Source organism: Arenibacter palladensis (genome assembly GCF_900129275.1).
In the GTDB taxonomy this organism is placed as follows: domain Bacteria; phylum Bacteroidota; class Bacteroidia; order Flavobacteriales; family Flavobacteriaceae; genus Arenibacter; species Arenibacter palladensis.
The window spans coordinates 571,571-592,140 of sequence record NZ_FQUX01000002.1; the positions used below are offsets into that span (position 1 = coordinate 571,571).

Annotated in this window: 19 protein-coding genes; 6 read left to right on the plus strand and 13 right to left on the minus strand. The window is 39.4% G+C overall.

Features of this window, described 5'->3' with window-relative positions; genetic code table 11:
- Positions 1 to 29: 29 nt before the first annotated feature.
- The 7 genes from BUA60_RS08425 to BUA60_RS08455 all read right to left on the minus strand — a co-directional run bounded on the left by BUA60_RS08425 (position 30) and on the right by BUA60_RS08455 (position 8,675).
- Positions 30 to 764, minus strand: a complete 735-nt coding sequence (locus BUA60_RS08425) for an NYN domain-containing protein (RefSeq protein WP_072861304.1) — start codon at positions 762 to 764, stop codon at positions 30 to 32.
- Between the two features lie 42 nt (positions 765 to 806).
- On the minus strand, positions 807 to 1,379 hold the full coding sequence (locus BUA60_RS08430; RefSeq protein WP_072861305.1) for a YdeI/OmpD-associated family protein: 573 nt from the start codon (positions 1,377 to 1,379) through the stop codon (positions 807 to 809).
- Between the two features lie 3 nt (positions 1,380 to 1,382).
- Complete coding sequence (locus BUA60_RS08435; protein WP_072861622.1) at positions 1,383 to 3,005, minus strand: M1 family metallopeptidase; 1,623 nt, start codon at positions 3,003 to 3,005, stop codon at positions 1,383 to 1,385.
- Complete coding sequence (locus tag BUA60_RS08440) at positions 3,002 to 3,790, minus strand: dienelactone hydrolase family protein (protein WP_072861306.1); 789 nt, start codon at positions 3,788 to 3,790, stop codon at positions 3,002 to 3,004. The genes BUA60_RS08435 and BUA60_RS08440 overlap by 4 nt, the downstream gene beginning before the upstream one ends.
- Before the next feature lie 25 nt (positions 3,791 to 3,815).
- Positions 3,816 to 5,147, minus strand: a complete 1,332-nt coding sequence (locus BUA60_RS08445; protein WP_072861307.1) for a M28 family peptidase — start codon at positions 5,145 to 5,147, stop codon at positions 3,816 to 3,818.
- A gap of 55 nt (positions 5,148 to 5,202) precedes the next feature.
- Positions 5,203 to 6,399, minus strand: coding sequence for an MFS transporter (locus BUA60_RS08450; protein WP_072861308.1), 1,197 nt, complete (start codon positions 6,397 to 6,399; stop codon positions 5,203 to 5,205).
- 68 nt (positions 6,400 to 6,467) lie between these two features.
- The gene (locus tag BUA60_RS08455) at positions 6,468 to 8,675 is read right to left on the minus strand and encodes a bifunctional alpha,alpha-trehalose-phosphate synthase (UDP-forming)/trehalose-phosphatase (RefSeq protein ID WP_072861309.1); all 2,208 of its coding nucleotides are present in this window, start codon (positions 8,673 to 8,675) and stop codon (positions 6,468 to 6,470) included.
- A gap of 103 nt (positions 8,676 to 8,778) precedes the next feature.
- Between BUA60_RS08455 and BUA60_RS08460 the strand changes: the two genes are divergently transcribed.
- Positions 8,779 to 10,590 carry a glycoside hydrolase family 15 protein gene (locus tag BUA60_RS08460; RefSeq protein ID WP_072861310.1) on the plus strand — a complete coding sequence of 604 codons (1,812 nt, stop codon included), beginning with the start codon at positions 8,779 to 8,781 and terminating at the stop codon, positions 10,588 to 10,590.
- Positions 10,591 to 10,658: 68 nt separating this feature from the next.
- Here BUA60_RS08460 and BUA60_RS08465 read toward each other — a convergent pair whose 3' ends face one another.
- From BUA60_RS08465 to BUA60_RS08475, 3 genes are read right to left on the minus strand one after another with little or no spacing between them, the layout of a single operon-like run.
- Positions 10,659 to 11,423 (minus strand): TIGR02757 family protein, encoded by a 765-nt coding sequence (locus BUA60_RS08465; RefSeq protein ID WP_072861311.1) that lies wholly within the window; start codon positions 11,421 to 11,423, stop codon positions 10,659 to 10,661.
- The gene (locus BUA60_RS08470; protein WP_072861312.1) at positions 11,420 to 11,983 is read right to left on the minus strand and encodes a CPBP family intramembrane glutamic endopeptidase; all 564 of its coding nucleotides are present in this window, start codon (positions 11,981 to 11,983) and stop codon (positions 11,420 to 11,422) included. Before BUA60_RS08470 ends, BUA60_RS08465 begins: the two co-directional genes overlap by 4 nt.
- Positions 11,980 to 12,642, minus strand: a complete 663-nt coding sequence (locus BUA60_RS08475; protein WP_072861313.1) for an ABC transporter ATP-binding protein — start codon at positions 12,640 to 12,642, stop codon at positions 11,980 to 11,982. Before BUA60_RS08475 ends, BUA60_RS08470 begins: the two co-directional genes overlap by 4 nt.
- Before the next feature lie 208 nt (positions 12,643 to 12,850).
- On the opposite strand from BUA60_RS08475, the gene folE reads away from it, so the two are divergent.
- From folE to BUA60_RS08500, 5 genes are all read left to right on the plus strand, one after another.
- Positions 12,851 to 13,450, plus strand: a complete 600-nt coding sequence (folE, locus tag BUA60_RS08480) for a GTP cyclohydrolase I FolE (protein ID WP_072861314.1) — start codon at positions 12,851 to 12,853, stop codon at positions 13,448 to 13,450.
- Between the two features lie 74 nt (positions 13,451 to 13,524).
- Positions 13,525 to 13,827, plus strand: a complete 303-nt coding sequence (locus tag BUA60_RS08485) for a hypothetical protein (protein ID WP_072861315.1) — start codon at positions 13,525 to 13,527, stop codon at positions 13,825 to 13,827.
- Positions 13,828 to 13,945: 118 nt separating this feature from the next.
- Entirely contained in the window at positions 13,946 to 15,166 is a 1,221-nt protein-coding gene (locus BUA60_RS08490) for a sulfite oxidase (RefSeq protein WP_072861316.1), read from the plus strand.
- Positions 15,167 to 15,646: a monoheme cytochrome C gene (locus BUA60_RS08495; protein WP_072861317.1), complete on the plus strand. Its 480-nt coding sequence runs from the start codon at positions 15,167 to 15,169 to the stop codon at positions 15,644 to 15,646. It begins immediately after the preceding gene.
- Positions 15,647 to 15,679: 33 nt separating this feature from the next.
- A complete protein-coding gene (locus BUA60_RS08500; protein ID WP_072861318.1) occupies positions 15,680 to 16,555 on the plus strand; it encodes a sterol desaturase family protein in 876 nt (291 codons plus the stop codon).
- A gap of 67 nt (positions 16,556 to 16,622) precedes the next feature.
- Here BUA60_RS08500 and BUA60_RS08505 read toward each other — a convergent pair whose 3' ends face one another.
- The 3 genes from BUA60_RS08505 to BUA60_RS08520 all read right to left on the minus strand — a co-directional run bounded on the left by BUA60_RS08505 (position 16,623) and on the right by BUA60_RS08520 (position 20,480).
- On the minus strand, positions 16,623 to 18,908 hold the full coding sequence (locus tag BUA60_RS08505) for a TonB-dependent receptor (protein ID WP_072861319.1): 2,286 nt from the start codon (positions 18,906 to 18,908) through the stop codon (positions 16,623 to 16,625).
- 765 nt (positions 18,909 to 19,673) lie between these two features.
- Positions 19,674 to 19,994 carry a DUF6787 family protein gene (locus tag BUA60_RS08515; RefSeq protein WP_072861321.1) on the minus strand — a complete coding sequence of 107 codons (321 nt, stop codon included), beginning with the start codon at positions 19,992 to 19,994 and terminating at the stop codon, positions 19,674 to 19,676.
- A 30-nt stretch (positions 19,995 to 20,024) separates the two neighbouring features.
- Positions 20,025 to 20,480: a DUF6146 family protein gene (locus BUA60_RS08520; RefSeq protein ID WP_072861322.1), complete on the minus strand. Its 456-nt coding sequence runs from the start codon at positions 20,478 to 20,480 to the stop codon at positions 20,025 to 20,027.
- Positions 20,481 to 20,570 lie beyond the last annotated feature (90 nt).

A 20,570-nucleotide genomic window follows, 5' to 3' on the forward strand; every position in this document is an offset into this window, starting at 1 on the left:
TTTATTCAACTAACTTGAAAAAAAGGGATCTACCTGTTTCTAACGTAAATTAATTTAAAGCGTCCCTTGACATTTTCACGTTGATCTATTTCAAAGTTTTTAATGGATTTTATCAATGGCGTTAATTTTTGAAAACCATAGTTACGCGAATCAAAATTGGGCTGCTTCTTCTGCAATAGGCTACCCACATCTCCCAAGAAGGCCCATCCATCCTCATCGGCAAGGTCTGAAATAGTAGAGGCTATAAGTTTAATTTCCTTTTGGGTAATCTTGTCCACATTGTCCTTCTTGTCCCTCTTGCTATCTGCAGTTTCCGAAGAACTTTCCTCCGATTGGTTTTTCAGAATTTCAATATAAATAAATTTATCGCAAGCAACAATAAAAGGGTTGGGGGTTTTCTTTTCCCCAATACCAATCACATTCATACCTGCCTCCCTTAACCTTGTGGCCAAACGGGTGAAATCGCTATCACTGGAAACTATACAAAAACCACTAACCTTATTAGAATACAGGATATCCATGGCATCAATGATCATCGCAGAGTCGGTTGCATTTTTACCGGTGGTATAGGCATATTGTTGAATTGGGGTTATGGCGTTTTCCAATAACAAATTCTTCCATTTGGATAGTTTGGGATTGGTCCAGTCCCCATATATCCTTTTTATGGTAGGGTTGCCGTATTTGGCAATTTCCTCCATCATCTCCTTTACATATGCCGAGGGAATATTATCACCGTCTATTAGTACTGCTAGATTTATGTCCATTTTAAATAATTATTGGATTTAGAATTTTACGAAGCTAACCATTTATTGGTCGCGGGCCTTTTTATTTTCTTTGCAAAGCGATATAATTTCTCCAATCCGCCTCTGCCTTGTTTCTTCCCGTTTGGCTTGGTAAAGCCAATAAAGATAGTTTTTTCTGTAACTGGCTGCAAAACCCTGAAAGTTAACATAGGCTATTGGCTCCGCATCGAATGCAATTTGCAAGTCCTCTGGGATAACACCATTTTCAACATCGTCCATGGCATTCCAGGAACCATCTATTTTTGCCTCCTTAATTTTAGCCAGTCCGCTTGGATGCATTTCCCCCTTAGCTTTGAGTTCTTTTATATAGGCTTTGTTTAATTTACTCCAGACGCTTTTTGGTTTTCTAGGGCAAAAATATTGTCGTCGTTTTCCCTCCCCAAGACTTTTAACCGTACTGTCTATCCATCCAAAGCACAGGGCAACCTTTACAGCATCTTCCCAACGCATACTATCCTTTTCGTGGGCTACTTTATAAAAAATTAGATGTACCCCAGTACTTATGGCGTGATTGGTCTCTAACCAAGCGCGCCATTCGATGTCCGATTTAAAATAAAACTGATCTTTTCCTTTCAATAATTAAATTTTCTTATACTCAACATAAAAATTTTTATCCACATTAACCAATTGTATATCTTTTTTAAAAGATTTTGATTTCCAATCAGAGGTAGGATACACCCATTCTTCAGTACCATTTATACTTAGTTTTAAAGGCATATCAAAACCATTGACAATATTGGTATATCTAAATCGCAGTTGTTTGCCGTTCACCTGATATTCCAGCATAGGTATTTTAGCGTTACGCAAATATTGGTCAAAAAATTGGGTAAGATCTATGCCAGAAGTGTTGCTAATGTATTCTTCTATCTGTTTAGTAGTCACGGTCTGATGGTAGAACTCCCTATTGAGCCCCCTTAAAATAGTCCGCCATTTTTCATCATCATCCACCAATTGCCTTATGGTGTGTAGCATATTGGCACCCTTGGAGTACATGTCCCCAGACCCTCTTTGATTAACGTTATAGGTTCCTATGATAGGCTTGTCGTTTTGAATATTGCCCCTGGTACCAATAACATATTCCGACGCAGCTTCTTTGCCAAAGTGGTAATCCACGTATAAATTTTCCGAATAGGCGGTGAACCCTTCATGTACCCACATGTCCGCTATATCCTTATAGGTTATATTATTGGCAAACCATTCATGACCCGATTCATGGATAAGGATAAAATCGAATTTTAACCCCCAACCTGTTTTTGAAACGTCCCTGCCCAAATATCCGTTCTTGAACTGATTTCCGTAGGTAACAGAACTTTGATGTTCCATCCCGGGGTATGGCACTTCTACCAGTTTATAGCCGTCTTCGTAAAAAGGGTAGGGGCCAAACCAATGTTCCAAGGCTTCCATCATCATTGGAGCCTGTTTGAACTGTTCTTTGGCCTTTTCCTCGTTATCCCGCAGTACATAATAGTCCATCGCTAATTTTCCCTTTTCCCCATTATAGAATTCGCCAAAATGAACATAATCGCCAATATTTATATTTACCCCATAATTGTTGATAGGATTGGACACGTACCAATGATAGGTATTACTATTCTTATTTTCCACCACTTTTAGAAGCCTACCATTGGAAACATCCATCAAATCTTTTGGAGTTGTAATGTTTATGGCCATACTATCTACCTCATCGTACATATGGTCCTTATTCGGCCACCAGACGCTGGCGCCCAAACCCTGACAGGAAGTAGCTACAAAGTGTTTTCCATTGTTATCTCTTTTCCATGAAAAACCTCCATCCCATGGGGCCCGGACGGCTTCTTTTGGATGGCCGGAGTAATATACTTTTATTTCATTTACGTCCCCTTTCCGTTGTGGCTTCTTAAGGGTAACAAAATGGGCATTCCCATTTGATTCCCATTTTAAATCTTCTCCTTCCTGGGTGATCTTTTCAATAATTAAGGGCGTTTGAAGGTCTACTTGCAGCCGCTGTTGTTCCTCCAATACCGTATAACGAATAATAATACTACCAGAAATGTATTTTTCATCTGGTTTCACTTCAACACTTAAATTATAGAAATTAAGGTCCCACCAAGAACGCTCAGTAGTAATACTGCCCCTTAGTGAGTCTTGTTCCGTATAATTTTTTTGTTGCGCAAAGGACGAAAGTCCAATGGCCAACAACAATGTTGTGGTAATTTTTTTCATTTCAAAAGAGTTATTAATTTTTTCCATGACTTCTCATAAGCCATTGTATTGGGTCCATAAGCTTCTTCGGAACCCCTACTCATAAAAGCATGTCCAGCACCTTCATAAATATCAAAAGAATAAAGATTGCCATATTCTTTCATTGCCTTTTCAGTGTCGGGTATCGTCCCATTTACCCGATTGTCGGCAGCACCATAAAAACCATATATCGGGGATTTAATATTTCTTAATGAAGTTAAATCTTTTGGGGCGGTGCCGTAGTAAACCATCACACTCTCTAGATTTGGGTTTTGTGCCGCATAATTGAAACTTTGTGTACCTCCCCAACCAAATCCCACAATGGAAATTTTCCCATTAACGGAAGTGTCATTCTTTACATAGTCGAACACCAAGTTCAAATCTTTGGTAATTTGCTCTTGTTCCAAGGTGTAAATGGCATCCCTAACTTTATCCGTATTTTCAAAATCGGTCGTTCTTTCAAGACCCTCAACACTATTCGATATCAGATCTGGGGCTATTACCACAAATCCCTGATCAGCCAGCTTCCCTGAAAAGTCCCTTATCCATTTGTTTAACCCCAAATTTTCGTGAACTATTATGACCGCCTTTCTAGGTTCCCCACTTTCAGGATATACCACCAAAGCCTTTAGCACGCTTCCGTTATCCCTTTTAAAATCTACCCATTCCCCGTATTTGGGAGTTTCGGCAAGTTGTTGTGGTCCCTGGGCCTGCATAATACCGCCAAAGCCCAATACGAGGACAAGTAATTGCAAATTTAACTTCATAAAATTTAGTTCTAACCGTCCTATATTACCTTAAAATGGCATTGGGAAACACCACCACACTTTCAAAACCGTCCTTCCCGACAGCGGACACCCCAAAGAAAAAATTGTCCAATACCACACCTTCCAAGGTAAATTCAGAAACGTCACCTACATACCTACTATGGTCCCAAGTAGGGGAGGTGGTATCCCTCCAATAGATCTTATATCCGATAGCCCCTGGAACCTTGCTCCATTGAAACTTTGCCGAAGGTTCTACAATACCTCCGATACTTACCTCTTTGGGAGCTGGTGGTGCCCAAGCCAACGAAGCCAGATTAATGGCGTTCACCGTAGTTAGTTTTTTGGCATAGTCAAAATTTACATGTTCCAAAACATCACCATAGGCAATTCCATTTTCTACGCGAATATCCTGATGCTGTTGGGTGTAATTTTCATGTGCCTCCATTATCCTTATTCCTGCATAGCCCAAATCATTAAAAGGACGGTGGTGGCCACCACGCCCAAACCTATCCAATCTATAGATCATTATTGGGTTCATTTCCGGCATATAGGTTTTCACGTTCTTATATACGTATCTGGCCAATTGTCTGGAAATACCATCCACTTCCCCTCCATAAAATCTTCGCATATTTCTTTCCCTTTCGGTCTCGGTCGGGAGCACAGGTTCAGAAAAAATCCTAAAATCGGTATTGCTAATAATTCCATCCCCACCCTTAATATTGCCTATCATATCGTTATTGAATATTCCAATAATATCCCATCCATTTTCTTTCGCATATTTTGCCAGGCCCTGGCCTCCGAAAAGACCTTGTTCCTCGCCCGAAAGTCCTAAGTAAATTATACTGTTCTCAAATTTATAATTGGATAGTACCCTTGCAGCCTCTATGGTTCCTGCCATACCACTGGCATTATCATTGGCTCCCGGCGAATCTGAGGTGTAATTATTGGCATCGCTGACACGTGAATCAATATCCCCGCTCATAATAATATAGCGATCCGGATATTTGGTACCCCTTTGAATTGCCATGACATTAACTATATAGACATCCTTGGGTATCCGATTGCTTTCTTCCTTTTTGACCAGATTCCTTTGATAGCTTACCTCAAGGCAATTATTACATTTATTGGAAATTACATCGAACTCACTTTTAATCCATCGTCTTGCTGCCCCTATGCCCCTTGTTTTGGAAATGGTATCACTCAAGGTATGTCGTGTACCAAAGTTTACCAAAGTTGTAACATCTTTTTTGATTCTTTCGGCCGAAACCTTATTCATAATATCATAAATACGCTGGTCTGTTTGTCCCATTAGGCCAAAAGAAAATAGAAATATACAGGCAATAGCAAATTTGTGCATTCGTCTTGATTTTTAACTTGGTAATTTACGTTTATCCGTAAAATTAGCTTCTTAATTATTTGTTAAGTCCTCCTTTTCCCATCGCCCATATTCCTAGAACAGGGCCAATGGTCAGAACTGTAAAAATATAGCTGGAATCTACAACTTCCAACCAGAAAGTTAGCAATTGTATGCTGATAATACTGATGGAGAAACCAATGCAGTTTACAAGGGTAAGTGCCGTACCCTTCAACTCCAAAGGTACTGCAGAGGCAACCAAGGTAGAGAATTGGGGCGAATCCGAAACCACAAACAATCCCCAAAGACAAAAAGCCAATAGGAATAAATAAGGGGGCATAAGAAAAAATAATGGGGAGGCCATACAAAGAAATCCGGATAGCAGCAAGGAGATGATGGCTACTTTCCCACTGCCCCATTTAAGTGCAAAATGTCCGCCAATGGCACATGAAATACCGCCCAGACCAATTATAGAAAACGTCCACAAAGAATATGGAAGATGGATATTATGAATGGAATTATAGGTTTTTACAGCAAAGGGAATAAAGGCCCAGAAGGCATATAATTCCCACATATGCCCAAAATAGCCTATGGCCGCTTTCTTAAAGGCAGGAATCCTAAAAAGTGTCATTCCCGCTCTTAATTGCAACACCTTACTTGGTTTTCTATATGGACCATTGGGTACCATAAAAAAGATGGACGCCCCACCAAGAATAGTCAGTAAGGAGGTTATTTTAATTACAATGGTATAATCTTCCCCCAATTTAAGACCCTGTAGCAAATGCGGGAATGCCGTGCCCAACACCAAGGCTCCGACCAAATATCCTAGGGCCTTGCCCAAACCCTTTTCATAATAATCGGCCGCAATTTTCATCCCTACAGGGTAAATGCCCGCAAGAAAAAAACCGGTGCCCAGTCTGGCCATAAACAGTGTTGCATTCGAGATATCCTGAAACAGAAGCACCATATTGCACAAGGCGGCCAAAAAGGCGCTGATCATAAAGACCTTGGAAGGGGAATAGCGATCCGCAATCATTAAAATAGCAAACACCAAGGTGCCCAAAATAAAACCTATTTGGACCGAAGACAATACATAACCAATAATTTCGGTTCCCAATCCTGTTTTTAGGACTAGATCATCCAAAACGGCGTTACCAGCAAACCACAAGGAGGTGCACGCAAACTGCGAAACAATTATAATGGGCAATATATACGCCCCTAACTTCAATTTAGCACTGTGTTTTACATTGGACATGCAAGAACAAATATGATCAAAAATGACTATAATAATCCATCATTTTTAATGAAAGATTTTCTTTATTCCTATTCTATAAAATGCTCCAATAATCCACGTACATTTTTAATGCTGTCTATATAATAGCTGGCCTGGGTTTTTTGTCGACCTACTTTTACCGTAATAGCGCTTTCCGGTAATTCCTGAAACATAAATTCATCGGTCCAGTCATCACCTATAGCAAATACAAAATCATATTCCTTTTGCGAAAATACCCGCATTGCAGCCCTACCTTTATTAACATTACTGCTCTTAATTTCTATAACCTTATTTCCATTAAGTATACTAAGATCGTCGTTGGCGATTAGACTTGTAAGTACCGTATTGAGTTCGGTGGCCCGCTTCTGCCCAAAATCTGGATCGGTCTTTCGGTAATGCCATGCCAAGGAATAGTTTTTTTCTTCAATAAAACTGCCCGGAGTCCTATCCACAAAGGATTCCAGTACTGGGTGAATTTTTTCCATCCAATCCTTTTTCACATTCTCCAACATTCTAAAATCTTCCCCATTTTCGGAAATCCACACGCCATGTTCTACGATCATATTGTACTTCTTTGGCAAAAACCATTTGGTAAAGGTATCCTTATCGCGACCACTAATTAAATAAACATCCGTGTTTTCCAATGCCGACATCCGGTCTAGCAAGCTATATAATGCCTCATCAGGATTTGCCTTTTGTGGATCTCCGTGAAATCCGGCCAAGGTGCCGTCATAGTCCAGGAACATTAATCTTTTTTTAGCTTTCCCATATTCCTTTTTTATATCGCCCAAAATGTCATTGGACAACCTGCGCGACTTATAGGAATGGTCTATTAGTTTCTGATTTTTCAAGGAGGTCATAAAATCATTGGCCCATTTTTCAACATTATACCTTTCCAATCTTTTTTGCAAAATGGCATTTCTTGCCTGCTGTTCTTCCTTCGGCATATTAATTGCCTCGTAAAGGGTGTCGGCAATCTCTTCAAAATTATTGGGATTAATGAGCAGGGCCTCATTCATTTCATTGGCAGAACCAGCCATTTCACTAAGGATAAGGACACCAGTTTTATCGGTTCTGGTTGCAATATATTCTTTGGCTACCAAGTTCATTCCATCCCGTATAGGGGTTAGCCAGGCTATATCACTGGAAGTATAAAGATCTATTAGATTCTCGAAGGGCATGGAGCGGTAGAAATACCATATGGGTGTCCAGCTCACTGTGGAGAATTCCCCATTGATCCTCCCCACCAATTCGTCTATTTCCTTTTTCAGTAATTGATATTGTGGGACATTGGATCTTGAGGGCACCGCCAGTACAATAAGCCTAACCTTTTCCTTATATTGTGGGTATTTGGTTAAAAAGTATTCAAAGGCATTAAGTCTTTTGGCAATCCCCTTGGAATAATCCAATCTGTCTATTGATAAAAAGAATTTGGCCTCCGGGTCCGATTCCTTGTGCATGTCCAGCCTGCGTTGTAATTCGGATCGTTGACCAGTCTTGTTTTCATCATGTTTTTTTGCCGCATCGCTAAATTTTTTGTAATCGATTCCCATAGGAAAGGAATCCACTTTTATGACCCTGTCCTCCAAATAGATATCGTTAAAACTTACCTCCAGCCCCAATAATCTGCGTACAGAACTTAGAAAATGCCTTTCGTAATCATAGGTATGGAAACCTATCAAATCCGATCCCAACAACCCCATTAGAACTTCCTTACGCCAAGGCATGGTTCTGAAGATTTCATAGGATGGAAAGGGAATATGTAAAAAGAAGCCAATGGAAATATTGGGGCGCTTTTCCCTTACCATTTGTGGCACCAACATTAATTGATAGTCATGTACCCAAATAGTATCGTTTTCCCCAGCTTCCTTCAGAATGGCATCTGCAAATTTTTGATTAACGGCTTTATAGGTTTCCCAACTTTGCAGCTCAAACTCTGAATATTCCAAAAAATAATGAAAAAGAGGCCATATGGTACGGTTGCTAAATCCATAATAAAACCCGTCCACTTCCTCAGAAGTTAGATTTACTTTGGACGAACCATGTTTTGCCAATGCCTTATCAATTTCAGGAGCAAGTCCGTCCGGAATCTCTTCATCCGTTAAACCACTCCAACCAATCCATAAACTATCACCTCCCGAGTGAACGGATTTCATACCCGTAGCCAAACCGCCTACACTTGGTATTGCAGTAATACTTCCATTGTCAATTTGTAATTGTACGGGTAGTCTATTTGAGATTATGATAGTTTTGTCCATAATTTGCTTTTTTTAAAGGTTATTCGCATTAAATTTCCTTAAATTTCGGTAAAATGATGTGTAAAACCTACTAATTAGGTTTATTTAAAGAATAAAATGATATATGGATAATTTAGACTACGGTATAATAGGGAATTGTAGAAGTGCGGCGTTGATTTCCAAGAAGGGCTCATTGGACTGGTGCTGTTTACCAGAATTTGATTCCTCCTCTATTTTTGCAAAAATTCTAGATGATGAAATAGGGGGTAGCTTTGAAATCTTGGTTGATGATACCTATACCATAGAACAAAAATATATTCCCCTTACTGCAATCTTGGTCACCAAATTTTCCGATGGTGAAAATAGTTTTGAGATACAGGATTTTATGCCCCGTTATTACAAACCTAGCGGAGGCTACAATGCACCACCTGAAATTGTTAGGTATGTAAAACACCTTTCCGGCAAACCTGTGTTCAAGGTTTTGTACGACCCAAAATTGGAGTATGCCATGGGGAAAACAAATACCTATGTCAAGGAAAATTTTATTGCCAGTTTAACTCATGAGGTTAAGTTCGACACCTTTTTTCTATATACTTCATTGAACAAGGAGGATATCATGTCCCAAAGTGAAATAGTTCTGGAAAGCGACGCCTATTTTCTCTTGGGTTATAATGAAAAGATATTGGAACCAACCTTGGATAGGGTGTATCTGGAACTGGAACGTACCAAAGTCTACTGGTTAAATTGGTCCAGCAAGACACCCACTTATAAGAAATATGACGCCGAGATAAAAAGAAGTGCCCTAACCCTGAAAATGTTGAGTTACGATAAGTCCGGGGCGGTTCTCGCTGCCGCCACCACCTCACTTCCGGAAACCATAGGAGAAGTTAGAAACTGGGACTATCGCTTTTGTTGGATCAGGGATGCTTCAATGGTAATCAAGGTTGTTGGACAATTAGGACATAAAAATATTGCCAAACGTTATTTACAATTTATAATTGACCTCATCCCCGACAAGGATGAGAAATTGCAGATCATGTACGGTATCAACAAAGAAAAAAAATTGACCGAAGAAACTTTGGACCATTTGCAAGGGTACAAGGGATCCAAACCTGTAAGAATAGGTAATGCCGCTTACAAACAGCGACAAAATGATATTTATGGTATCCTAATGGACGTCATCTATACCCAATTGGAAAAGTTCGACACGGAAATAGAAAATGGGGAAGAGCTTTGGGGAATTACCAAGGGAATCGTGTGGATAGTAAACAAACATTGGCAAGAAGCCGATAAGGGAATATGGGAATTCCGTACTGAAGATAGGCATTTTACGTTTTCCAAAATTCTGTGCTGGACGGCTATTGATAGGGCCATTAAAGTGGCCGAACTTTTTGGGAAACAGAGAAAAGTGGATAAATGGCGTACCCTGGAACAACAGATCAGGGAAGATATCCATCAGCATGCATGGAATGAAGAAAAACAGGCATTTACACAATCCTATGGTTCGCCGCATTTGGACGCTTCGGTATTATTGATGGAATCCTACGGCTTTATTGACCCCAAAGACCCAAAATATGTAAGCACGGTACTGGCCATTGAAAAAGAACTGTGCAATGACGGGTTATTATATAGGTATAAAAACGAAGATGACTTTGGATTGCCATCCTCATCTTTTACCATATGTACCTTTTGGTTTATAAATAGCCTCTTTAAGATAGGTCATGAACAGAAGGCCATGAAACATTTTGATCAATTGTTAAGTTACAGCAACCATTTGGGCTTGTTCAGTGAGGATATAGATTTTAAGACCAAAAGGTTACTGGGGAACTTCCCACAAGCCTATTCGCACTTGGCGCTAATAGAATGTGCTATGAATTTCTCCAAAAAACACAGTGAAATGGAAATTTTGGAATCCCTACAGGACCACGAAAAATGATGTAGTTGGCAAATTACATACAAAAGGCAATCCTTTAAAGGAGAGGGGATAATTAATTTTGATCGGAACTAAAATTTCTCGAAAACACCCAGACCAAATAAGGCAAAATCATATTTTACCGGATCGTGGGGATCCAATCGTCTTAGATTGGCATCCAATTCGGCCAGGGCCTTGCCGTCGTTCTGTTTGCGTTGGATCAACCCCAATTTGCGGGCCACATTGCCCGAATGAACATCTAAAGGGCAAGACAGTTGGGAAGGTGAAATTTTTTTCCAGATTCCAAAATCCACTCCGTTGTTATTGTTTCTTACCATCCACCTTAAGAACATGTTGATTCTTTTGGCTGCGGAGCCTTTTTGAGGGTCGGAAACATGTTTTGTGGTTCGTGGCAGATGGTCCAGCTCAAAGAAAACGGTCTTGAATTGGGAAATGGACATTTGTAGGGATGTTATATCCCCTTTCAAGGCGAATGTGTTCTCCAATCCCCCATGTTGCCTGTAAATATTTTTTAAACTCCGTATAAAATACATTAGATCCACCCCATTAAAAGTTCTATGTACAAACCCTTGAAGTTTTTCCAGATCTTTTGTTTGGTGGTTCATTACAAAGTCGAAAGGGGAATTTTCCAACAATTCCATCATTCTTTCCGAATTGTTGATGATACTTTTTCTATTGCCCCAGGCAATAGTAGAGGTTAAGAATCCACTGATCTCAATATCTTCCTTTTTCGTAAATCCATGCGGAATCCGGAGAGGATCTGTGGATAAAAAATCCGGCCGATTGTATTGTTCTACCTTCGCATCCAAAAATTCTTTCAATTCTTCCTGTGTCATGCCAATGGGAAATTTAAAAATTTATAGAGAAGCATAGGAGTAATCAATATACCGTTATATAAAGAGTGCAAGCATATAGACCACAATAGTCCTAATTTAACCCGCACATAGCCTAAAAATACACCTAAAATCAATTGTGGCGCAACCAATAGCGGAGCTAAATATAATACTTGCCCGGACATTTCAAAATTGTTCAAATGAACGGCCGCAAATAATAAAACAGAAGCATAAAAAATATATCTGAAATAGGTCTTATTCTTGAACCAGATCAAGGGGCCCCGAAACAAAATTTCCTCAATGGCCGGAGCAATAACTACCGCCATAAGAAAAAGAGTAAAAATAGAATAGTTCTCCAAAAATTTTTCAATGGCATGTTCGCCTAGATCCATTTTCAAAAGACCTATCAACCATTGATTAATTATACCAACTGTGACTCCTATAACAATACCCCACTGCAGAAGTGCTACAACAATCCTTAATTTTAAGGGGTTTGGAACATGGTCCAAGCTCTTATAATCAGGAACCTTTGTAAATTTCCAGACCTTGGCAAGTATTTTCATCGCGTAATGGAGCCATCCACCATAGTCAGCTTTCTATCGGCCATATTGGCAAGTTCCTCATTATGGGTTACAATGACAAAAGTTTGTCCAAAGGCATCGCGAAGATCAAAAAACAATTTATGAAGATTATCGGCACTCTCCGAATCCAAATTGCCACTGGGTTCATCCGCAAAAATAACAGAAGGGTTGTTCACCAAAGCCCTAGCTACTGCCACCCGCTGTTGCTCTCCGCCAGAAAGTTCATTGGGTTTGTGCTGTAATCTATGGGAAAGCCCTAGGAACTCCAGAAGTTCTGCAGCCCTTAATTCTGCCTTTTCCTTTTTTGTACCTTTTATAAATGCTGGGATACAGACATTTTCCAAGGCCGTAAACTCCGGCAACAACTGATGGAATTGAAAAATAAAACCAATATGGCTATTTCGAAATTTGGCCATGGCCTTATCCGACAATTTAGTTATGTCCTCATCATTAATCAACAAACTACTGTCATTCTTATTGCTTAGGGTATCCAAAGTGCCCAGTATTTGCAAGAGAGTAGTTTTACCAGCTCCAGAAGGGCCTACAATAGATACCACCTCTCCTTTTTTAATGTGCAAATCAACTCCTTTGAGTACTTGGAGATTGCCGTAAAACTTATTGATGTTTGTAGCCTTGATCATTATTATAAATTATGGGTTGAAAGTAAACATTACCTAGAAGAATACAAAATAGTTATTGGGTACAAGCCCTTTTCTTGTCCAATTTACTTAGTAGTCGTCCTGTCACATCCAGTTATAGGAAATTCCGATAAGATATTCTTTTTTTAATAATACGGTAATGATTATATTGTGAAGGCGACAATTAGATAAATTTTAGGACAAGGCTTTTATGACACAATATAGAAATTTGGAAGAATACAATCTGGAAATTACCGATGAGGTCAAGTCCAGATACTCATCTATTATCAATGAAATAGGGGAGGACCTTAACAGGGACGGACTCTTAAAGACTCCTGAAAGAGCAGCGAAGGCAATGCTTTTTTTAACCCAAGGTTACAAACAGGATGCGGTAGAAATTTTAAAAGGAGCCATGTTTAAGGAGTCCTATGACGAAATGGTGATCATTAAGGATATTGAGGTGTATTCTTTGTGCGAGCACCATATGCTGCCCTTTTTTGGCAAGGCCCATATAGCCTATATTCCCAATGGCCATATCGTTGGCCTAAGTAAAATACCCAGGGTGGTAGATGTTTTTGCAAGGCGATTACAGGTGCAAGAGCGACTCACCAATGATATCCTAGAGTGCCTAAACAACACTTTAAAACCACAGGGTGTGGCCGTGGTCATAGAGGCCTCGCATATGTGTATGATGATGAGGGGGGTGCAAAAGCAAAATTCCGTAACTACTACTTCTGGATTTAGGGGTCAGTTTGAAAAAATAGAAACTCGAAACGAATTTTTGAAATTGATAAGTTCAAAATTATCATAGGACCTTGTACGACATAAGATGCCAAATTTTGGCATCTTATTTGATTTGAAGCTACTGTAAATTAATTAGTAAATATATCTACATTGAAAGACCATAAATTAAGAAACCTATTTTTGGGGTTACTTTTTGACGGGATAGGAATGCTTTCTTTCGTTATTCCTGGAATCGGCGAGTTTTCGGACGTTATCTGGGCTCCAGTGGCCGGTTGGCTAATGACCAGATTGTACAAGGGTAAGATAGGACGTGCTGCTGGGGTGATAACCTTTATTGAAGAAATGCTGCCTGGCTTGGACATTATTCCAACCTTTACGATCATGTGGCTTTATACTTATGTTTTTAAGTCCTCTAAAAACGAAAAAATTATATCGGCCAAGTAATTTGATTATCAAGTTTTTAAAGTCCCCTACTAATAGGTAATAACTTATTAAGTGACCTATGTTACTCAAGTTTTCCGATATCTTTCTTAGATTTATCTAGTATTATAATATTAAATAAATGAAAAGAAGAAATTTTGTCAAAAAAACCGGCTTGGGTTCTTTGGCAGGAATACTGGGTTTGGATATTGTCTATGGCGCTAAAATTCCGGAAAATTACACCCTGTTGGGACTTCAGGATCCAGACCCATTTCAAATGTTCGATAAGGATAAGGAAATGGTGGTCCTAAACAGCAAACCTTGGAATATGGAGGCAGTGGCCCATTTGTTGGACGATAGGATTACCCCCAATAAATATATGTTTATCCGAAACAATGGCCTGGTTCCGGAAAATATCGATGTAAAGGAATGGACCATAACTTTTGATGGTGAATCCGTAAAAGAAAAGAAAACCTTCACCTTGGAAGAATTAAAATCCAAATTCGCCAATCATACCTATCAACTAACAATAGAATGCGGAGGCAATGGAAGAAGCGAATTTGATCCGCCTGCAAAGGGAAACCAATGGACCATTGGTGCTGTAGGTTGTGCCTCTTGGACAGGGGTTCGCCTAAAGGATGTACTTAAAGAAGTTGGAATTAAGGACGATGCCGTTTATATAGGCTATCATGCCGCAGACCAACACCTAAGTCGAGATCCAAACAAAGAACCTATCTCAAGGGGGGTTCCCATTTCCAAGGCCATGATGGATGAAACCTTGTTGGCCTTTAAAATGAACGGAGAAGATATCCCTTTAGTACACGGTTATCCATTGCGCCTGGTTTGCGGGGGATGGCCGGCCTCGACTTCAGGAAAATGGGTAAATAGGATCAGCGTGCGAAACATAGTCCATGATGGGGAAAAAATGACAGGATCCTCCTATAAAGTGCCCTGTAATCCCGTTGCCCCGGGTGCGGAGGTAAAGGATGAGGACATGTGCATTATAGAATCCATGCCCGTGAAATCCTTAATTACCTACCCCAAATCCGGCGCCATGATCCCCAAGGGGAAAAAACTTAATATTAGGGGGCATGCCTGGGCCGGGGAATTGGAAATTTCCAAAGTATCCTATTCCATCGACTTTGGAGCCACTTGGTCCGAATGCTCTTTGGAAAAACCTGTAAACCGATTGGCTTGGCAGCATTTTAAGGCGAGTATAGGTTTTCCAAAATCTGGATATTACGAAGTATGGGCGCGGGCTACAGATTCCAATGGAGTAAGTCAACCCATGCTTTTACCAGGATGGAACCCTAAAGGATACTTGAATAACGCATGCCATAGGATTGCCGTAAAAGTAAGTTAAATGAGCAAACAGGATAATTTTAGAAAACAGGTAAAGTCTTTCTATAGCATTTTGGTGGTTTCCTTTGCTATGGTATTGCTTATAGGTGTTTTGGGCGTTATTTATATGATGGATCCGTCCGTATTTTCATCCAAAAAAGATACCCCAAATTCAGAAGTTGTTGATGTAAACCCTGATGATGACTGGGATAAAATAGAAAACGGTATCCACCTAAGAACGGGATTTAAGGAAGGGGAGGGCTTAATGACGGTGGTCAACAACTGCACCAATTGTCATTCCGCCCAATTGGTCATACAGAATAGAATGAACGAGGAGCGATGGATAGAGACCATTCGCTGGATGCAAAAAACTCAGAACCTGTGGGATCTAGGAGATAACGAAAAGGTTATTGTGAATTATTTGGTCACCAATTATCCGCCCAAAAGTAAGGGAAGGAGGGAAGCGCTGACTAATATAGAATGGTACCCATTGGAAGAGTAATGGATGGTGGGCAAAAGGTAAAGGAAAAAAATCGTGGAAAAATATTTTGAAGGTTTCATCAATGCGATTGTAGGAACTGCGAACTGGACATGGAAATCCATAATATTCGAGGTTCCCTGGTATACCAATTATTTTTGGGGGCTTATAATTATTTCCCTTTTGGTATGGATGCTGGAAATTTTGTTTCCTTGGCGCAAGGAACAATCTATTTTTAGAAGGGATTTTTGGTTGGACGGCTTTTATATGTTCTTCAATTTTTTCCTTTTCGCCATTGCCATAAGTGGGTTTTACAAGTTATTGGGCCTTCTTTTCAGCGATTTGGGGATAAGGCAAAGTAGTCTTGCCCTTATCGATATGTCCCAATTTCCCAGTTGGCTTCAATTATTGATCTTTTTCCTTATTTTGGACTTTGTACAGTGGTTTACGCATATTTTGCTCCACAAATACCCATTTTTATGGAAATTCCATCAAATACACCACAGCGTAAAAGAGATGGGGTTTGCAGCCCACTTGCGCTATCATTGGATGGAAAATGTATTCTATAAGCCCTTAAAAACCTTTGGTGTAATGATCTTGGGAGGTTTTGAACCCGAACAAGCCTATATTGTCCATTTCTTTGCTATAGCCATTGGGCATTTCAACCACGCCAATATTAAAATTACCTGGGGTCCTTTAAAATACATTCTAAATAATCCAGTGATGCATTTATATCATCACGCCCATGATTTGCCCGATGGAAAATATGGGGTAAATTTTGGAATTAGCCTCAGTCTCTGGGATTATATCTTTAAGACCAATTATATCCCCGAAGATAGTGGCACCATTGAACTGGGCTTTGAAGGGGATGAGAAAATTCCAAATTCTTTTTGGAAACAAATAACCTACGGCCTAAAAAAGTCTAAGCCGTAGGTATTTCTTATTTTGGAATAATTGTGGGGTCCTATTTAAAATAAAGACCCCTATTTGCAGAAGTCTTTTACAGTAGAATGTTTAGACCAACCACAACTGATCTTCCCATATTCAAAATACCATCACTTTTCAGACGGGATAGATGGGCAATGTATTTTTTATCCAATAGGTTGTTAGCACTAATATTGATATTCATAGATTTTTTCAAAAATTGAATATCCCCTCCAATACCAGCATTTAAAAGGGAGTACCCAGGGGTAACTGTTTCAAAAGCACTCACTTTCCCCTGCTTAAAGGTGGTATTCAAGGAAACGAACGCATTGGATCTTAGCCACCATCCCTTGGCATTGTTGAACTCTACCCTCAAAGTATTGGTCAATTTATTAGCGGGTATCAAAGGTAATGCTTCACCGGACTGCAATTCACCGAACACCGTTTGATAACTACTCTCTATATGCAACCAATCGTATGGATGGGGGTGCAAATGAAATCCAATTTCCCCTCCGTATAATATGGCATCTTGTTGTAGGTAGTTGTAAACAGGGGTTTCATCCATAACGGTTCCACTTGGTGCTATGTAGATATAATCCCTTATACTGTTGTGAAAACCATTTAGAAAAAATTCATAATGTTCATTTTGAAATTCCAATGCCAGATCAATTTGAAGGTTTTGCTCGTTCTTTAGGTCCCTATTTCCAATTTCAAACCTATTGGTACCCTCATGGGTACCATAGGAAGTAAGTTCTGCCAAATTGGGAGCCCTAAACCCAGTAGCCACATTGATCCTACCAGTAAATTGCTCGGAAATATTGTTCTTGTATCCAAAGGCGCCATTAAAGCTATTAAAGTTACGTTTTAAAGGAGCAATATATCCTTCTTCCAAGCTACTCCCATAGGCCTTGGCATCTATTTGCCTATGATCATAGCGCAGTCCCACTTGAAAATCGTTGTTTTGATCGAGGTGGAAATGGGTTGTCCCCAAAAATCCTATATCTTGGGTAGTGGCATCCGGAATTAAAATCTCTTCCCCATAATTTTTATTGGTTTGATAAATTCCTTGCACGCCAACAACAGTTTCAAACTTGCCCGATTTAGGGAGATGGTACTGAAGGTTATAATTAAAGGTGTTAAGCTTCATATCCAAAGCAGCTTCTTCATGACCTTCTTCTTCCGCATGGTCTTCTTCCTCTTCCTCGTGGTCCTCTTCCTCTTCCTCATGGTGATCGTGGTCTTCAAACTCCTTTCGGTTATTTCCAATATAACCTAAGGTGATGTCCAAATTGGTGTTGTTGAAAAATATCTTGGTGTTGGAGCTCAAAATGTGGTTATCCAATTTTTGATAAGGCAGATCAGGTGTTCTGGAGGTGGTTTGCAAACCCACCTCTTCCGGAATCCCCAAATTGGATTGGTTGTAATTGTATCTGATATCACTTTTAAAGGAGGTTGCCTGATACCCCAATCCCGCTTTTAAATCTTTCTCATTGAACCGGGAGTTGGTAACCCTATTGCCATCCCCACCTAAATAATCAACATGGTTATTGGTTGCCAAACGCAAAAGATATTTAAATTTTTCTCCTGAGGTTCTTATTCCAGCACCACTGCTTATACCCAGGGTATTGCTATTGTAGTTGAAATTTATATCGCCCTCCGTGCTGTTAGGGGATGCAAATTTTTCAGGGTTTAAATAAAGTACTCCCCCCATGGCATCGGATCCATATAAAAGGGAAGCGGGACCCTTTATTACCTCAACACTTTCTATTCCCGCCTCGTTTACCCCTAGACCATGTTCTGCCCCAAACTGTTGGTTTTCCAAGCGAATACCTTGCGTATAAACCAAAACACGGTTTGATGTAAGCCCGCGGATTACTGGTTTTCCTATACCCACACCGGTAGAAACCACATCCACCCCGGGAATGGCGCCTATACCTTCCACAAGCGTTGGGGCCCCTTGGTTCTTAAGCGATGAAAGTTTAGCATACTCTACCTTCATAACGTTTTCTCGCTGTAATTTATGAAATGGGGTAGATACAATAACTTCTTCCATTTCAATGGCACTAGGAAGCAATGAAATATCCAAGGTATTACTGCCTTTTTCTATGGTGATATTTCCGGAAAACGTTTGAAAACCGATATATGAGGCTACAATTTTATAGGTACCAGTGGGTAAACCTTCAATTTTGTATTCCCCTGCATTATCGGTAACAGCCCCCTTTTCCATTTGCGGAAAATAAATGGAGACCTGTTCCAGACCCTCTTGGTTCTCCTTATTGCTTATTTTCCCGGCTAAGGTGTTTTGGGAATTCACGGATATATATGTCAAAATGCACAGCAATGACAGAATTGAATTTTTCATTTATTTTTTTTTATAAGTAAGGGTGAGAACTGCCTAGTGGCGAATCACCTCCAAAGTATTGTTTAAAATTGCTTGGTGTACTTATATGGTAAGTCCTTAAATCCTCCAAAATGCCCTAGTTTAAGACCTAATGAGGTTTAGATACAATACCACATGTCTGGGCCGGCTCTTAATTAATATAGTGTTTCACGGACATAAAGAAAGCATGTCCGAGATTATATAAGTCCGGTGAATAAATTTACAAAGTGGATGGAGGTCCCCTTCTGGAGAAATGAAGTTTCTGATATTTATTTAAAAAATTATAAAAGTTTATAATTTTCTCTGATTTCTTTTTGACCGTAATTGTAGTAAATTCCTGTTGAGAATGCGTGTAATAATGGGTAAGGTTAAATTTATGGTAATCACAATCCAATTCTACTTCATGTATATGCAACTTACCTTTTTCTTTACAAACAAAGGTATGGTGCTCAAAGATGGCATGTTTTAATTTTAAAACGGAAGGTAGGGCTATTAAACCGACCAAGAGGACGGCAATAAAAGAAAAGGTTATATTTCTGAAATATATCTTCACCCTTCAAATCTAGTTGTATCCCAACAAAATGATTGTTAAGAAAAATATAATTTGTGATTTTGCTACTATTATCATAAGCCCAAGCTAAAAACCAATTAGTGGCTTTAACAAACCTTGGATATTAAACAATTTCCCGGAACTATTTGATCTGTATTTCCGTAGAATGAATGGTTTCTCCTATGATATTGCTCCATTCACTTAAGAATGAAGCCAAGGCCCATACGGCTCAACATCTTTTTTTCGAATTCCCAAAAGAATTTGAACTGACCGAACAACCATCCATAAATAACCAAGAGGAATTGATAAATGGGAAAAATCAACAATATTCTAAAGATTAAATAGATAAGGCCTCCCCAAAGAAAATCAGGGGAAAAATTCTCCCTATTCAGTCCTATCCAATTTAGAAAGGGCTTTGCAGCATAAACCGCAGATGAACCAGTAATGGAGAATACTATAAAAATTATTGCGAGCTGGAAATTGGAGCTTACTCCCCAACGTTGTTTTAATTTCTTCATACCTTAAAAAATCATTACAAAGATAACTTTTTATACGCGGGGAACAAATGGTCCCAATCTTTGATTGTATTTGCGCTGAAAATAAATAAAGTAATTGTACAATTTATAATTTACTTCGTACCCGTAATCTATATTAGGGTCATAATCTATTCGGAGCTCATAAAGATTGGAATTATATCTAAAGGGTTGCATTACCCTCTGGTTCCATTCTATAACCATAATCCTATTCCTATTTTCCAAAAAGGATTGGGAATAATAGCCTTCAGGCCTGGCGATACTTTGAAGCCAAAAATCGAAGCCCGGTTCTATTATGATTATTTCATATTCCGTTTTATCATCCCTAATGGTTATAGTGTCTCCCTCCGTTTGGGAAAATGCTGCCTTCTCTTCGTCCGTCACAGAAATAGCCTGCTTGCTACTGGTACAATTGGCCAATGATAAAACAAACAGGGTTACAACCCCTATGGTAAATAAAATCTTTTTCATCGCGTATATGTTTAAACGGTCATGGATATAATGTTTCATTACACAGTTTTTTTAGGCCTAATGCCTTGGATGAACAGTGTAAACCATTTC

Excerpts from the sequence above, each read along its gene's own strand:
- BUA60_RS08425 (WP_072861304.1), bottom strand. The coding sequence starts at position 764 with ATGGACATAAATCTAGCAGTACTAATAGACGGTGATAATATTCCCTCG.
- BUA60_RS08435 (WP_072861622.1), bottom strand. The coding sequence starts at position 3,005 with ATGAAAAAAATTACCACAACATTGTTGTTGGCCATTGGACTTTCGTCC.
- BUA60_RS08440 (WP_072861306.1), bottom strand. The coding sequence starts at position 3,790 with ATGAAGTTAAATTTGCAATTACTTGTCCTCGTATTGGGCTTTGGCGGT.
- BUA60_RS08445 (WP_072861307.1), bottom strand. The coding sequence starts at position 5,147 with ATGCACAAATTTGCTATTGCCTGTATATTTCTATTTTCTTTTGGCCTA.
- BUA60_RS08450 (WP_072861308.1), bottom strand. The coding sequence starts at position 6,399 with ATGTCCAATGTAAAACACAGTGCTAAATTGAAGTTAGGGGCGTATATA.
- BUA60_RS08455 (WP_072861309.1), bottom strand. The coding sequence starts at position 8,675 with ATGGACAAAACTATCATAATCTCAAATAGACTACCCGTACAATTACAA.
- BUA60_RS08460 (WP_072861310.1), top strand. The coding sequence starts at position 8,779 with ATGGATAATTTAGACTACGGTATAATAGGGAATTGTAGAAGTGCGGCG.
- BUA60_RS08465 (WP_072861311.1), bottom strand. The coding sequence starts at position 11,423 with ATGACACAGGAAGAATTGAAAGAATTTTTGGATGCGAAGGTAGAACAA.
- BUA60_RS08470 (WP_072861312.1), bottom strand. The coding sequence starts at position 11,983 with ATGAAAATACTTGCCAAGGTCTGGAAATTTACAAAGGTTCCTGATTAT.
- BUA60_RS08475 (WP_072861313.1), bottom strand. The coding sequence starts at position 12,642 with ATGATCAAGGCTACAAACATCAATAAGTTTTACGGCAATCTCCAAGTA.
- folE (WP_072861314.1), top strand. The coding sequence starts at position 12,851 with ATGACACAATATAGAAATTTGGAAGAATACAATCTGGAAATTACCGAT.
- BUA60_RS08490 (WP_072861316.1), top strand. The coding sequence starts at position 13,946 with ATGAAAAGAAGAAATTTTGTCAAAAAAACCGGCTTGGGTTCTTTGGCA.
- BUA60_RS08495 (WP_072861317.1), top strand. The coding sequence starts at position 15,167 with ATGAGCAAACAGGATAATTTTAGAAAACAGGTAAAGTCTTTCTATAGC.
- BUA60_RS08505 (WP_072861319.1), bottom strand. The coding sequence starts at position 18,908 with ATGAAAAATTCAATTCTGTCATTGCTGTGCATTTTGACATATATATCC.
- BUA60_RS08515 (WP_072861321.1), bottom strand. The coding sequence starts at position 19,994 with ATGAAGAAATTAAAACAACGTTGGGGAGTAAGCTCCAATTTCCAGCTC.
- BUA60_RS08520 (WP_072861322.1), bottom strand. The coding sequence starts at position 20,480 with ATGAAAAAGATTTTATTTACCATAGGGGTTGTAACCCTGTTTGTTTTA.